13 protein-coding genes are annotated in these 13,968 nt (G+C 63.7%); 12 read left to right on the forward strand and 1 reads right to left on the reverse strand.

The genetic code is table 11. The features are described 5' to 3' along the window. The first annotated feature begins 6 nt into the window (after positions 1-6). From glmS to AC3LCN_RS02645, 12 genes are read left to right on the forward strand one after another with little or no spacing between them, the layout of a single operon-like run. Positions 7-1,830, forward strand: coding sequence for a glutamine--fructose-6-phosphate transaminase (isomerizing) (gene glmS / locus AC3LCN_RS02590; RefSeq protein WP_488648530.1), 1,824 nt, complete (start codon positions 7-9; stop codon positions 1,828-1,830). Beyond that, on the forward strand, positions 1,830-2,369 hold the full coding sequence (acpS, locus tag AC3LCN_RS02595; protein WP_488648531.1) for a holo-ACP synthase: 540 nt from the start codon (positions 1,830-1,832) through the stop codon (positions 2,367-2,369). Before glmS ends, acpS begins: the two co-directional genes overlap by 1 nt. Then, positions 2,366-3,577, forward strand: a complete 1,212-nt coding sequence (gene alr / locus AC3LCN_RS02600) for an alanine racemase (protein WP_488648532.1) — start codon at positions 2,366-2,368, stop codon at positions 3,575-3,577. Before acpS ends, alr begins: the two co-directional genes overlap by 4 nt. Beyond that, positions 3,574-5,244: a hypothetical protein gene (locus AC3LCN_RS02605; protein ID WP_488648533.1), complete on the forward strand. Its 1,671-nt coding sequence runs from the start codon at positions 3,574-3,576 to the stop codon at positions 5,242-5,244. Before alr ends, AC3LCN_RS02605 begins: the two co-directional genes overlap by 4 nt. Beyond that, positions 5,241-5,747: a tRNA (adenosine(37)-N6)-threonylcarbamoyltransferase complex ATPase subunit type 1 TsaE gene (gene tsaE / locus AC3LCN_RS02610; protein WP_488648534.1), complete on the forward strand. Its 507-nt coding sequence runs from the start codon at positions 5,241-5,243 to the stop codon at positions 5,745-5,747. The genes AC3LCN_RS02605 and tsaE overlap by 4 nt, the downstream gene beginning before the upstream one ends. Next, positions 5,740-6,267 (forward strand): hypothetical protein, encoded by a 528-nt coding sequence (locus AC3LCN_RS02615; protein WP_488648535.1) that lies wholly within the window; start codon positions 5,740-5,742, stop codon positions 6,265-6,267. The genes tsaE and AC3LCN_RS02615 overlap by 8 nt, the downstream gene beginning before the upstream one ends. Continuing rightward, on the forward strand, positions 6,267-6,785 hold the full coding sequence (gene rimI, locus AC3LCN_RS02620) for a ribosomal protein S18-alanine N-acetyltransferase (protein WP_488648536.1): 519 nt from the start codon (positions 6,267-6,269) through the stop codon (positions 6,783-6,785). Before AC3LCN_RS02615 ends, rimI begins: the two co-directional genes overlap by 1 nt. After that, complete coding sequence (tsaD, locus tag AC3LCN_RS02625) at positions 6,778-7,896, forward strand: tRNA (adenosine(37)-N6)-threonylcarbamoyltransferase complex transferase subunit TsaD (RefSeq protein ID WP_488648537.1); 1,119 nt, start codon at positions 6,778-6,780, stop codon at positions 7,894-7,896. The genes rimI and tsaD overlap by 8 nt, the downstream gene beginning before the upstream one ends. Continuing rightward, entirely contained in the window at positions 7,893-9,809 is a 1,917-nt protein-coding gene (gene rsmA, locus AC3LCN_RS02630) for a 16S rRNA (adenine(1518)-N(6)/adenine(1519)-N(6))-dimethyltransferase RsmA (protein WP_488648538.1), read from the forward strand. Before tsaD ends, rsmA begins: the two co-directional genes overlap by 4 nt. Then, on the forward strand, positions 9,806-10,195 hold the full coding sequence (locus tag AC3LCN_RS02635) for a Rid family detoxifying hydrolase (protein ID WP_488648539.1): 390 nt from the start codon (positions 9,806-9,808) through the stop codon (positions 10,193-10,195). The genes rsmA and AC3LCN_RS02635 overlap by 4 nt, the downstream gene beginning before the upstream one ends. After that, positions 10,192-11,565 carry a bifunctional UDP-N-acetylglucosamine diphosphorylase/glucosamine-1-phosphate N-acetyltransferase GlmU gene (gene glmU / locus AC3LCN_RS02640; protein WP_488648540.1) on the forward strand — a complete coding sequence of 458 codons (1,374 nt, stop codon included), beginning with the start codon at positions 10,192-10,194 and terminating at the stop codon, positions 11,563-11,565. The genes AC3LCN_RS02635 and glmU overlap by 4 nt, the downstream gene beginning before the upstream one ends. 2 nt (positions 11,566-11,567) lie before the next feature. Next, complete coding sequence (locus AC3LCN_RS02645; protein ID WP_488648541.1) at positions 11,568-12,884, forward strand: hemolysin family protein; 1,317 nt, start codon at positions 11,568-11,570, stop codon at positions 12,882-12,884. On the opposite strand, the gene AC3LCN_RS02650 is transcribed toward AC3LCN_RS02645, so the two are convergent. After that, positions 12,881-13,930, reverse strand: coding sequence for a polyprenyl synthetase family protein (locus AC3LCN_RS02650; RefSeq protein WP_488648542.1), 1,050 nt, complete (start codon positions 13,928-13,930; stop codon positions 12,881-12,883). The genes AC3LCN_RS02645 and AC3LCN_RS02650 overlap by 4 nt on opposite strands. Positions 13,931-13,968 lie beyond the last annotated feature (38 nt).

Consider the following 13,968-nt stretch of genomic DNA (forward strand, 5'->3'; position numbering starts at 1 on the left):
ACCGCTATGTGCGGGATCGTCGGCTACATCGGCTCACGCGACGTCTCGACGACGTTGATTGAGGGGCTGCGCCTTCTTGAATACCGCGGCTACGACTCCGCAGGGATCGCCGTTGCGGCCACAGGGGGCGAGATCTCCATGCGCAAGCGTGCGGGTCGCCTAGCCAACCTTGAGGGTGTCGTTGGCGAGCTGCCAACCGGCTCTATCGCCGGGATCGCCCACACGCGCTGGGCCACCCATGGTGCGCCAACTGACCTGAACGCCCACCCCCACATGGATGAGCACGGCGAGATCGCCATCATCCACAACGGGATCATTGAGAACTACGCCGAGCTGCAGCGGGAACTGGCGGGGAAGGGGCACACCCTTTCGAGCGACGTCGACACCGAGGTGATCGCCCACCTGATTGAAGACGCCTACCAGGGGGACATTCGCCTTGCGGTTGCGGCCATCCTTCCCCGACTGCGCGGGCAGTGGGCGCTCGTGGTGATGCACCGCGGCGAACCAGGTCGGATTATTGCCGCCCGCCGCGAGGCGCCGCTTGCCGTTGGCATCGGTGAGGGGGAGCAGTTCCTCGCCTCCGATCCTGTCGCCATGCTGGAGCACACCAACAAGATCATCTTCCTTCGAGACGGCGACCTTGCCGACCTACAGCGCGACGGGGTCACCCTCTACGATGCAACTGGGGCAATGTTCGTCCCAAAGATTGAAACGATTAACTGGGATGGTGCTGCGGCGCGCAAAGAGGGGTACGACCACTTCATGCGCAAGGAGATGGATGAGCAGCCACGCGCACTCTCGGCGGCAATGCTCGGTCGAGTCTCGGCCGCCGGAATTGCCATCATTGAACTTGATCCTTTGAGCGAAGTGCTCGAGGCGACTCGCTCCATTGAATTCGTGGCCTGCGGCTCGGCGTATCACGCCTCGCTCACCGCGGCGACGCTGGCCGAACGCCTGCTGCGCATTCCAGTGCGCGTCACTGTAGCGAGCGAGTTTCGCTACGATCCGCCCGCACTCGGGTCAACTAGCCTTGTGATCGCCGTCTCGCAGTCTGGGGAGACCGCAGACACGCTCGGTGCCGTGCGCATCGCGAAGGCTGCTGGTGCATCAGTGCTTGCAATCGTGAATGCGGCCGGCTCATCGCTCACGCGTGAGGCGGATGCCGTGGTGCTGCTGCAGGCTGGAACAGAGATCTCCGTAGCCGCGACAAAGAGCTACACCTCGCAAGCGCTCGTCAGCCTTCTTGTAACGCTTGACCTAGCGCGGCGCGCGGGCGCGCTGACCGCTGCAGATGCACGCGCATGGGCGGAGGAGCTCCTCCGCGTCCCTGCGATGGCCTCAGCCGCACTCGATGCCTCAGATGCGCTGCCAAGCATCGCCGCGAAGTACTTCGGCGCGAGCGGGTTCATGTTCGTCAGTCGCGGTGCAGGGATCGCAACGGCACTAGAGGGGGCACTCAAGCTGAAGGAGATCTCCTACATCCATGCTGAGGGGATCGCCGCCGGTGAGATGAAGCACGGCCCGATCAGCCTTCTCGGTGCCGATCACCCTGTGGTGGCAGTGGTGCTGAACTCGCCAGTCCTGCCAAAGCTTGTGAGCAACCTGATGGAGTCACGCGCGCGCTCGGCGCCAGTGATCGCGATCCTCTCTGGCGTCGATGATTGGTCTAGCTTCACTACGGATGCAATCGTGATCCCTGCGGCGCGACCTGAGATTGCCGCGTTGATTGCAACGATCCCGTTGCAGCGCTTCTCCTACGAGATGGCGCTGCTCGCCGGTGCCGATATTGATCAGCCGAAGAACCTCGCGAAGTCCGTCACCGTCGAGTGATGGACGGGGGAGAGCACTCCACGAGCACGCCGGAGATCGGCATTGACATCATTCGTGTGGACCGAATTGCGAACGTCTTACGTCGTCATCCGGAGCGATTTGAGCTCCGAGTACTGACCGCCGCAGAGCGTTCATACGTTCGTGGTCGCCCTGAGACGATGGCTGGGCGTTGGGCCGCAAAGGAGGCCGTCTCAAAGGTGCTTGGCCTCGGCGTGCGTGGCATCGGCTGGCAGGAGATCGAGGTTGAGCGCCTACCTACTGGGCAGCCTTCGGTGCGCCTTCATGACCGCGCCGCGGCGCGAGCGACGCAGCTCGGCATCCAGCACATCGCGCTCTCGATCAGCCACGAGCGCGAGTATGCGATTGCGATCGCCTATGCCGTACGCACAGCTGGCGGGCGGTACCTCTTTTCGCCGCAAATCGGCGCAGACCTCGATGCCACCGAGACGGCACTCCTGGCACGGATCGAGCGCATCAAGGCACTTCGGCGCGAGGAGCTGGCCCTGTTGGCGGAGCCGGCTGGGAAGGCCCAAGGATGAGCGGGCTCCCCGAACGTATCCAGAAGGTTGGCCTGCCTGCGCTCGGGCGTGATGCCTGGGTAGAGGTGCGGCTCGACGCGATCGCAACGAATGTCCGTGCCCTTAAGGGGAAGCTTCCAGCTGGCGGCCACCTTGATGTGGTGCTGAAGGCAGATGCCTACGGCCTGGGCGCCGTGCCCGTCGCGCGTGCCGCACTCGACGCTGGCGCGCGAGCCGTTCTTGTCGCCACCTTTGATGAGGCGCAAGAGTTGCGCGACGTCGGAATCACTAGCCCCGTCCGGGTCCTCTGGCGTGTGGCGCCTGCGCACCTGCGCGACGCCGCCGCTACAGGCATTGGCGTTACCGCATCGTCGTCAGCAGTGGTTCGCGAGCTGATCGGCGCCGATCTGGCTGGGCTCTCCCCACTGAGCGTCGATATTGAAGTGGATACTGGACTCGGTCGCGACGGCATCCTGCCGGGCGATCTCGCCAACCAGATCGCTGCGCTGCGCAGTAACCCGAACATTCTGCTGCGGAGCATCTGGAGCCATCTCAGCGCAGCCGAGAACGTTGATCGATCACGACTGCAAGAGGAGGTACTCGAGCAGGCTGCAGCCCAGGCCCCCGAGCTCGAAGCTCATCTAGTCGGGTCGGGAGGGCTGCTCACCATGGGAGAGACTCAGCAGGTTGCGCGCGTTGGCATTGCGCTCTTCGGCGTTGTGCCGAACGCGCTGCGACCTACGATGACCGCTGCAACGATCGGCATTGAACGGGTATATGGACTCGCCGCACGGCCTGTGCGCATCGCGACACTCCCCGTCGGTCATGGCGTGGGGTACGGGCCAGCATTCACCGCAGAGCGCGCATCAAGGATCATCACCCTGCCGATCGGCTACGCCGATGGCATCTCGTATCACGAACGGGGAGTCGCCGAGGTGTTGATACGCGGCGTGCGCCTGCCAGTTGTTGGCACGATTGCGATGGACTCCATCACCATTGATGCCACAGATCACCCGGCCACCGACCTGACCGAAGCCGATGAGGTGGTTTTCATCGGTGACTCTGGTGCTGATCTGATTGAGCCCGTGGACGTTGCCAAACGCCGAAAGACGATTACCAATGAGGTCTCAACGAGCTTCACCAGTCGACTTGCGCGGGTGTATACGGTGAGCGGCAAACCGGTGGCGCTGCGCGACCTGCGCGGGTATCACTACGTGAACCAGAAGTGACGCGATCATCGTATCTCTTGATTCGCGAGGATCTCGATCGCAGCTTTTATGCACTGATGTCTGACGCGGAGCCTACACGGCTGCTCAGTAGCATCACGCTGCCTACGGGAGCTGATAGCAAGGCGGCAGAGACGATGTTGCAGAGCTCTGCTGGAGCGGAGCAGAGCGGTGCGATCTCTACCTCGCTTCGCGGTGATCCGAGCTCCCTCGGCCGTGCGGCGAGCCGCTGCGCAGAGGCGCTCGGCGTCCCCGTGAGAATTCTCGATATTGCGCATGATGCTGGGAGAGTCGCGTGGGCGGCTCCCGGAACGGCTGGCGAGCTGTTGCGGATTGATGAGGCCGCACTCGTCCCTGCAGATGCGACGGAGCGTCGACGCCGTTGCGATGCAGTATTGCGTTCGCTTGGCGAGCGCGATCGCGCCGCTGTTGCCGACCGGCTTGGAGACATCGCAGATCGGCCGATGTCGGGGCGTGATGAGATTGGCGACCAGACTCGCGCCGCCGCGTGTATTGATGCTATCGCGTCGATCGCGGAGCGGTCGAGCGATCAAGGTGATCCGATGAGCGGCGAGGTGTTCATTGCTACGGGTCAGCTTGCGGCGTATCTTTCTTCAGGCGTCGTGCCACTCGCCGCACTTTCGCCACTGATTCCACCTGGGCGCACCACGGTGCTGCTCGATGTTTCGGGGGTACTGGCGGCGCTTGGCACTGAGCAGCTCACTGAGACGACGGGAGCAGATTTGGTTCGCGCGACCGCGGATCAACTACTCGTGCCCGCTGGCGATCTGCTGGTTATCGCAGATCACCCTGACGAGGAGGTGCTTGTTCGAGCCGGTGCGGAGGAGCATGCGCTGTCAGCGGATGGAGCACTGGAGTTTGACCTTCAGGCGGGGGAGTTGGTCGACGTTGAGGTTGCGATTGATGGGCACCAGGTTCTGGCCTCGCTGCGCGGCGGTCTCGCCGGTGTTGCTGTTGTGCGTGGTGCCCCACTAGTTGATCTCCCACTCACGCCCGTGGCTGTGAGGCCCGCAAAGGTGCTCCCCATTGAGGCGCCACTGGCGCTGCTACCGCGATCCGCAAGCGCGACGGGTGGCCTCGGCGGGCGCCTTCTGCTTGGCGACGAGGTCGAGGGGAGCCTCTACTTCTCGGCTACAGAGCCAGACAGCCGCGGGTGGGCGGCGGCGCACGAGGCGGGAGTTCTGGCGGTTGTCTCGGCTTCCCCTGAGACCGTGCTGCGGGCTCGGGCTGTCGGCATTCGAGGTCTCGTTGTGGGCAGCCTGAGTGATGGCGAGCGCGAGGCACTCAGCGCTTCTATTGATCGACGCGTTGCCGCCGGTGTCGCCCTCGCGCCATTTGGGCTCCTGATACTTGGCGGGCGCCGCGAGAGCGATGAATGGGCTGCAGAGCTAGGGAAGGCGCTCCAGACCCTGAACGGCAGCGACGTTCGCCTTGAGCGGCACCCTGCCGGCCTCACCGCCTCGACGGCGCGTCGCGGAGGGGCGCGCCTCGACGTGGATACCGTTGTGATCGGTGGCCCCCTGGCGGGCTCTTATGGCACATGGCGCGGCCTGGCCGACGCACAGCCGTCAGACCCGCAGGGTGCAGTCGAGATCAAGGGCGATCTTGTCGTGCTCTCCATTGGTGACCTGCAGCGCCTTACAGCGTGAACGTCGTCACCATTACGCTCGGTAGCCTTGCAGCAACGACGTCGCTCGGCGCGGCGATTGGCGCCTCACTCCGTCCGGGTGACCGGGTCCTTCTTGCGGGCGACCTGGGGAGCGGCAAGACAACGCTCGCTCGTGCCATCGGAACCGCACTCCATGCGGAGCCAGAGCTCACCTCGCCAACGTTCGTCCTCATCTCTGAACATCGCGGCGACCTGCCGATCTGGCATGTTGACGCCTATCGCCTCCCCGTGGGGAGTGATGCGCTGCGTGCTGGAGTGATTGATGAGCGGCAGCAGCACGGCGTTACCCTCATTGAGTGGCCCGAGCACCTTGAAGGACTCGGGGTAGCGGGCACCGGCGTGCTGAGCATTCATCTCGAGGCGGCCGCCGACGAGGGCACACGCATCGCCGTGATCCGCGGCGCGCGACCAGAGCTCCTTGCGGTACTCGGTTCGATGTCTGACAGCACTCAACGCATCACATCGGGCGATGCACGTGAGTAGCCTACGCATCCTTGTGCTTGATGGGTCACTCGGCTTCAGCATCGTTGCCATCGTGGAGGAGCGTGGCGGCCTGCCTGTGTGCGTCGCGGAGGACAACCACTATGAGCAGCCACTCCTGCAGCGCATTACCAATCTCATTCCAGATCAAGCAGCACGCACCGCGCTCACCGGTGTGGTGGTGGGAAACGGTCCTGGAAGCTACAGCGGCGTTCGTGTTGCAGCTTCGGCTGCCGCAGGCATTGCTGCTGCGCTGGCGCTCCCGCTGCGAGAGTGCGCCTCAGATCGTGCGCTCTGGCAGGCGGCGCAGCGAGCGTTCTCTATAGCGCTCGGAACTCGTGAGTCGCTCGAGGTATCGGAGAGAGGCTCGGTTGTCGTGGCTCGGGAGGCCGCCTCCCCACACCTTACGCAGGAGGAGAGCAGAGGGGTTGCCCCGTGCGCACTCGTCCGTGAGGCTGGACCTGTAGCTTCGCATGTCACCCTGCGCTATCCAGCGCCAGCTCGCGGAAGCGAGGCGCGATGATGCGTGCACCCGTTCTGGCACCACTCACCATCAAGGACCTTGCGGAGGTTGCGGTAATTGAGAACGTCTCGTTTGCGGCCCCATGGCCTACAAGCGCATACACCACAGAGCTCTCGACGAATCGTTTGGCGCGATATGTTGGCGCCCGCATGAGTGGCACGCTCGTTGGCTTTGGTGGCATCTGGCTGATGGTCGACGAGGCGCACGTCACCACAATGGCGGTGCTCCCTGAGAGCCGTCGGTCGGGGGTGGCGACGGTGCTGCTCCTTGAGCTTCTGCAGGAGGCGCGGCGAGGCGGCGCACGGGTTGCAACGCTAGACGTGCGCGTATCGAACGCCGACGCGCAACGACTCTATCTAGCGTTCGGCTTCATCGAAGTAGGCCGCCGCATTCGCTATTACGACGATAACGGCGAAGATGCGCTGATAATGACCACCGCGGAGCTTGAGAGCCCAGCGCAGCAGGCGATCGAAGCGGCGCTGCGCGCCCGCGTTCAGGAGCGCTTCAGCCATGAATGAGCGACTACTGCTAGCGATAGAATCGAGTTGCGACGAGAGTGCCGTTGCCCTTATTCGCGGCGGTCGTGAGGTGATGGCTGAGCGTGTGGCAAGCCAGACGGCGATCCATGCACCCTTTGGCGGCGTGATTCCAGAGGTCGCAGCGCGCGCCCACCATGAGTGGCTGCCCCACCTCCTCAACGAGGTGCTGCAGGAGGCTGAGGAGCTCGGGATTGCCGGCACGATCGAGGGGGTGGCACTGACGACCGGCCCCGGCCTCGTTGGCTCACTCCTCGTCGGCGCCGGCATTGGCAGCGCCTGGGCGTGGGCGCGCGGCCTCCCCGTGCTGCCGGTAAATCATCTTGAGGGGCACCTGCGCGCCGCATGGCTACGCGAGGCGGCAGACGTCGACGCGCCGACGCTCCCCGCGATCGGGCTCGTGGTCTCTGGCGGGCACACGTTGCTGGTGCGGATCGAGCGCGATGGGGCCATGCAGCGCCTCGGCGGCACGATTGACGACGCGGCGGGGGAGGCCTTCGACAAAATCGCACGCCTCCTTGGCGCCCCATATCCAGGAGGGGCGGCGCTCTCAGCGCTCGCCGCGAAGGCGCCGCGCGGTGCCCGAATCACGCCGCTGCCGATTGCGAAGACCGAGCAACCCTACGACTTCTCGTTCAGCGGGGTGAAGACCGCGGCAATTCGGCAGGCGCTCGTCGCCAGCGGGCTCACCGATCGCAGCCCCGGCCGTGCCGCCACGCTCACACGGCAGTTCGCCGAGCATCCACTTCCAGAAGAGGGAGCGATTGCGATCGCCGCCGCAACGGAGCAGGCCATCGTCGGCGCACTGCGCGCCGGTGTGCAGCGTGCCCTGCGGGCCAACCCAGACTGCTCGCTCATCGTCGGCGGCGGCGTGGCGGCAAATGGACCGCTCCGTGCGGCACTCGCGAACGTTGCGCGTGAGGAGCGCCGAGTGCTCGTCATTCCGCCGCTCAAGTGGTGCACCGATAACGCGGCGATGATCGGCGCCGCAGGTGACGCCCTGCTGCGTGACGAACGAGGCGCCTACCAGGAACCCAGCGCGGGTCTTGAGGTTCATGCGCAGTGGCGCATCGGATCGGCGGTCCCCGCATGAGCCCGAAGTATCGCCAGGCACCGAGCCGTGGGCGTGTTGATGGCCATGCGGCAAAAAAGCGCCTCAGCCAGAACTTCTTGCACGATTTGAACGTTCGCGATCGCATTGTGCAGGCTGGTGTGCCGACTCCTGGGGAGCTCGTCTTGGAGATTGGCCCAGGGCTCGGATTCTTGACCGAGGCACTCCTTGCTAGTGGCGCCAACGTGGTTGCTGTGGAGCTCGATAGCGATCTGATCCCTCGCCTGCAGCATAAGTTCGCGGCACAGATCAGTGCGGGGCAGCTGACCCTTATTCACGGCGATGCGCTCACCGTTGATCTCAAGTCACTCGCGCCAATCAGTGGGAGCTGGCGCGTCATTGCCAACATTCCGTATCACGTCACAAGTCCACTGCTGCATCGGCTCCTGCTGCTGGCAGCGCCCCCTGCACGCATCGTTTTGCTGGTGCAGTTGGAGGTGGCGGATCGCGTCGCGGCCGCACCCGGTGACTGGTCATACCTCACCGCATTTGTGCAGGCGAGAACGGTGGCCTCTGTCGTTGTACGGGTGCCCCGCGAGGCGTTTGACCCAGTGCCTGGCGTGGACTCTGCGATCCTGCTTCTTGAGCATCGCACGGGCGACGATGCGTTCACCCTGAGCCCACACGACGAGGAGCGCCTTTGGCGACTCGTGCAGGCAGGTTTCCGTGAGCGACGAAAGAAGCTGCGCAACGCACTCCCTCGCGCACTGCCCATCCTTGAGAGCGACATTATCGCGGCGCTCGGGCGTGCCAACCTGAGCCCCGACCAGCGCGCGCAGACGCTCTCAGTGAAAGACTGGATCGCCCTCCTGTCCGAACTCCCAGAGCTTGATGCGGGTGTGCCGACGAACGCCGCTCGCGCCGCAGTTGCTCGGCGAAGTACCAGTGGGGGATTAGAGGCTCGCGAACGGAACGCGGCACGCTCGCTGCCCGCGGCAGATCCGACGGTTGAGATCGTCGCGCATGGCAAGATCAATCTGACGCTCGCCATCGTCGGCAAGCGATCAGATGGGTACCACGAGCTCCACTCCGTGGTGGCTCAGTTCGAAGCGGGTGATCGTCTCTATCTGCGTCGATCGGCGAACGGGGCGGATTCGATTCGGCTTGCTGGTGTGCCGCTATATCTTGAAGGTGAGAATCTCTGCGCAGTCGCGCTCGCGGCGTTGCGCAAAGTGTGTGAGGTTCCGCCGGTCGAGATCGTGCTGGAGAAGCGCCTCCCCGTTGCCGCTGGGCTGGGGGGTGGCTCAAGCGACGCCGCCGCAACGCTGCTCGGCGTCATCGAGCTCTTCGATTTAGATATTGATGACGAAGCCTTGAACGCAGTCGCAGCCGAAGTGGGCTCCGACGTTCCGCTCTTCCTCGTCGAGTCACCTGCGCTCATGGAGGGGCGCGGAGAGTCGGTGACCCCGCTTGGCCCCTGGAAGGGCGAGCCCCTGGGGCTCCTTCTGATCACCGCCGGTCTGCCGTTGCGCACCCCAGAGGTGTTTGCCGCATTTGCCGCGGGGCTCCGCGGCTCGGCGCAGGGGGCGGCTCTGGTCAGCTCCCAGCACCTTGCGGCGGAACTCACGGTCGGCATGAGCGGGGAGGGGCTCCTGCAGCGGGCTGCAGCCTTGGCATCGGCGAACGACCTCCTCGCCCCCGCCCGGGCGGTTGCGCCGTGGCTTCGGCCCTTCGATCACGCCCTTCGCCGCCTCCTCAATCGCCCACTCTCGCTCTCAGGCTCGGGGCCAACCCTCTTCCTCCTCTATCCTTCACAGCGAGAGGCAGAGGAGGGGGCAACCCTGATCGCCAACGCCCTCGCGAGCGGGGATCTCGTGGCGCCGGATGGCCTCACGCCCTCTGTCATCGCAACGAGACTAATTGCGCCAGGTTCTGGCGAAAGGGGAGCAGCGTGAAGCGTTCGATTACTGGGGCCGGGATCCCTGCCGCTATCGGCCCGTACAGCCCAGCAATTGCTGCGGGCGACGAACTCTTCTGCTCCGGGCAGCTTGGACTCCATCCTGAGACTGGTGTACTTGCCGACGGCGTTGCTGCACAGGCCGAGCAGGCGGTGGCGAACCTCGGTGCCCTCTTGGCCGCCGCAGGCTTTGGCTACAACGACATCGTTAAGACGACCATCTTCCTTGTTGACCTCGCCGACTTTGCCACCGTCAACGAGATCTACGGTCGGGCCTTCACCCAGCCGTACCCCGCACGCTCAACCATTCAGGTTGCAGCGCTGCCGAAGGGTGGCTTGGTAGAGATCGAGGCGATCGCCAAGCGAGGCGGCGCCGCAGGATGAGCCCGTCAAGTCGCGGGCCGGAGCGCCTTGAGGGCGTGACGGCCATCATCCTTGCCGCTGGAGTGGGATCGCGGATGCAGTCCCAGGTTCCCAAGGTGCTGCACCAACTGCTCGGTCGCCCAATGGCCGGCTGGGTCGTGGCCGCTGCCGCAGAGGCGTTCGCCGCGAAGTCCATCGTTGTGCTCTCGCCGGCTACCGCTCGGCTCGGTGACCTTTTAGGAGGCGATGTCTCGATCGCTGAGCAGGCTAAGCCGCTCGGCACCGCCGATGCTGTTCGCTGCGCGCTTGCCGCGCTACCAGCATCTGCAAAGGAGCTGCTCATCGCCTGTGGCGATACACCACTCATCACCGCCGCGTTGATGCGTGAAGTTGTTGCGGCGCGTCGCGAGACGAACGCGCCCATCGCCCTGACCGCCTTTGATGCCGACGACCCTACGGGCTACGGACGGGTGATTGAATCAAGCGATGGCACGGCGGAGTGCGTGATTGAAGAGCGTGATGCCACCGAAGAGCAGCGCGCCATCGGCACCGTGAATGCGGGACTCTACGCGGTGGACCGAGCATGGCTCACCGAGGCACTCGGTGCGATCACGCCGTCGAAAGCGAGCGGCGAGTTGTATCTCACCGATCTAGTCTCCGCGGCACACGCCGCAGGCACCCCTGCGCCAATCGTCTATGGCCCAGAGATTGAGCTGGAGGGGGTAAACGATCGACATCAGTTCGCCGATGTCGCCGCGGCACTTCGGGAGCGCATCAATGAGGGCCACCTTGACCGCGGCGTGGCGTTGATTGACCCAACGACCGCGTGGATTGACGTGCAGGTTGAGATTGCTGCGGATGCGGTGATTGAACCCGCCGTCACTCTCCTTGGGGCAACGAGCATCGGGGCACGAACTCGAATCGGTAGCGGTTCGCGGATTGAGGCGACATTTATCGGCGAAGATTGCTCCATTCGCTCTTCGGCGATTGAGGGCTCAACCATCGCGTCGCACGTTGACGTTGGGCCGTTTGCGCACATTCGACCAGGGTGCACCATTGCGTCGAACTGCCACGTTGGAAACTTCGCCGAGTTGAAAGCGACAAGCCTCGCTACTGGCGCCAAGGTCGGTCACCACTCGTATCTTGGCGACGCAGAAGTGGGAGAACGCGCGAATATCGGTGCGGGCACCATCACGGCGAACTATGACGGCATGAAGAAGCTCAAGACACTGATCGGCGCTAATGCTTTTACCGGGGTGGGAACCCTGATTGTGGCGCCAGCAGGCATTGGTGTTGGCGCTAAGACTGGGGCCGGCACGGTGGTGCTCGCCGATATCCCTGATGGCTGTACGGCGGTCGGCGTTCCTGCTCGCATCATCCGGGAGGCGTAACGATGCTCGGCACCGACATCCTGATCATCCTTTTGTTGATTCTCATCAACGGTTTCTTTGTTGGCGCGGAGATTGCCTTCGTCTCTGTTCGCCGCACGCGCCTCGACGAGCTGGCTGAAGCGGGCGATCGCCGTGCCAAGCGTGCCCAGCGGTTGATGCGCGATCCAGGGCGTTTCCTTGCGGTGATCCAGGTTGCGATCACCTTCCTTGGAGCACTCGCCTCCGCCGTTGCTGCCGTCAGCATCGTGACGGTAGTGGCTGAACCACTGCGCGGGATTGCGCTCATTGCTGACCAGGCGAACACGATCGCGCTACTCCTCGTCACCTTCATCGTCTCCGTGGTCTCCATCGTGCTTGGGGAGTTGATCCCGAAGGGGTTTGCCCTCGCCAATCCGGACCGCATCGCTCTCGCGGTTTCTGGACCGATCACCATCTTCGCCAAAATCGTGAGCCCGTTGGTGGCGGTTCTCGTGCTGCTCACCAAGATTATTTCGAAACCATTCGGCATTGATCCTACGCGCACTCCGGAGCTCTCTGCCGCTGAGATCCGCCTGATCGTGGAGCAGGGGAGCCAGCAGGGCGTACTTGAGGCCGAGGAGGAGCAGATGATCAGTGCGGTGATGTCGCTCAGCGACTCCAAACTGCACGAGGTCATGGTGCCGCGCATCGACATTGTGGCGATCGATCAAGAGGCGAGCTTCGATGACGCGGTCACGCTGGTGCTCACCGAGGGTCACAGTCGTACGCCGCTCTACAAGGAGTCGGTCGACCACATGGTTGGAATCCTCTACGCGAAGGACCTATTGCGCATTATTGCTGCGGGCGGACCGCGTCCACGGCTGCGCGACATCATGCGTCCAGCACTCTTTGTTCCTGAATCACAGGCCGTCGACGATTTGCTCAACGAACTGCAGCGTCGACGTGTACACATGGCGATCGTGCTTGACGAATATGGCGGTACTGCTGGTCTCGTGACCATTGAAGACCTGCTCGAAGAGATTGTCGGTGAGATTCAGGACGAGTTCGACGAAGAGGAACCGATGAAGGTGATGATTCGCGAGGGCGAGGCGATCCTTGACGGCCGCGCTGATATTGATGAGATGGGCGAACTTGTAGAACCGCCGCTAGAGCTTGAGGATGATGAGGAATACGACACGGTGGGCGGTTTCGTCTATCACCGAATCGGCCGAGTCCCCGTCGTGGGCGACACGGTGGCAGTGGACCCATTTAACATCACAGTGATCAAGGTGATTGGACGACGCGTCGGCAAGGTCCGAGTGATCTGGGATGCGGGGGCCGTCAAGCCCGTTGCCGATTAGGCCGAGATCACCCGGCCAATAATCTCTTCGAGTTTCGCCACGGCGCGTGGGTTGAGCTGCGAGAGGCTGCGAATCTCGCTGATCGCCTTAGCGCGCCATTCCTGCGCCTGCATGCGTGTGTATTCACGTGACCCGGTGCGCTCAAGTACCTGGAGTCCTGCGGCGACTGACTCGGCGCCTGGGTTCGTTTCGGCGTAGAGGTTGGTGAGAACCGCGCGATCGGCGGCGCTTGCCTGCTCCATAGCGTGAAGGACGGGGAGCGTCTTCTTGTGACGGGCGAGATCCGAGGCCTCTTTCCCTGTAGCGGCTTCGTCGCCCCAGATGCCGAGTAGGTCATCGTTGATTTGGAAGGCGAGCCCCAGGGCCCAGCCGAAGTTACGGAAACGGTGGATGACCTTCTCGTCGTCACTGGCAAGGATCGCGCCCGACTCTACAGATCCAGAGATCAGGGCTGCGGTCTTACGACCGATCATCTCAAAGTAGTGCTCAACGCTTTGCATCTCTGTGCGTGCGCTTGCGGCGATGTCAATGAATTGTCCCTCGCAGAGGCGCAGGCAGGTCTCGTCGTAGAGCTTCATCAGGCGAATGACCTTGGTGTCAGAGAAGCCGAGGGTCGTGAGATGGTGCAGCGCCACGCGGCTTATCGTGAAGAGCGCATCACCAGTATTGATTGCCTGAGGGACGCCATCTCGAACCCAGAGCGTAGGACGGCCACGTCGCTCGGCATCACCATCCTCGATGTCGTCGTGGACGAGTGAGAAGTTGTGTCCGAGTTCGACTGCCGCAGCGCCAGGGAGTGCGCGATCCCAGTCTGGTGAGATTGAGGCATAGGCGAGGAGGCCAAGGAGGGGGCGCATGCGCTTCCCAGGCCGCGCTGCAGGATCGGCGTAACCCAAGTGGTAGCGAATCTGTTCGTACATGGGGGCCGTAATCGGCTCCTCCCATTCGGCGAGCAGATCGAGGATGGTGCGATCGGTTGCCGCGACCAGCTCGTCGAGGTTGAGGCTGAGCAGGTCAACCCGCGCTCCATGCTGCTGTTCCACCACGCGCCCCCCTTACTACTAGCCCGGCGCGTTTGAACGCG

The organism is Candidatus Limnocylindrus sp. (assembly GCF_040397215.1).
Taxonomy (GTDB): domain Bacteria; phylum Chloroflexota; class Limnocylindria; order Limnocylindrales; family Limnocylindraceae; genus Limnocylindrus.

Coding starts and splice junctions, on each gene's coding strand:
- glmS (WP_488648530.1), top strand. CDS start 7: ATGTGCGGGATCGTCGGCTACATCGGCTCACGCGACGTCTCGACGACG.
- acpS (WP_488648531.1), top strand. CDS start 1,830: ATGGACGGGGGAGAGCACTCCACGAGCACGCCGGAGATCGGCATTGAC.
- alr (WP_488648532.1), top strand. CDS start 2,366: ATGAGCGGGCTCCCCGAACGTATCCAGAAGGTTGGCCTGCCTGCGCTC.
- rimI (WP_488648536.1), top strand. CDS start 6,267: ATGCGTGCACCCGTTCTGGCACCACTCACCATCAAGGACCTTGCGGAG.
- tsaD (WP_488648537.1), top strand. CDS start 6,778: ATGAATGAGCGACTACTGCTAGCGATAGAATCGAGTTGCGACGAGAGT.
- rsmA (WP_488648538.1), top strand. CDS start 7,893: ATGAGCCCGAAGTATCGCCAGGCACCGAGCCGTGGGCGTGTTGATGGC.
- glmU (WP_488648540.1), top strand. CDS start 10,192: ATGAGCCCGTCAAGTCGCGGGCCGGAGCGCCTTGAGGGCGTGACGGCC.
- AC3LCN_RS02645 (WP_488648541.1), top strand. CDS start 11,568: ATGCTCGGCACCGACATCCTGATCATCCTTTTGTTGATTCTCATCAAC.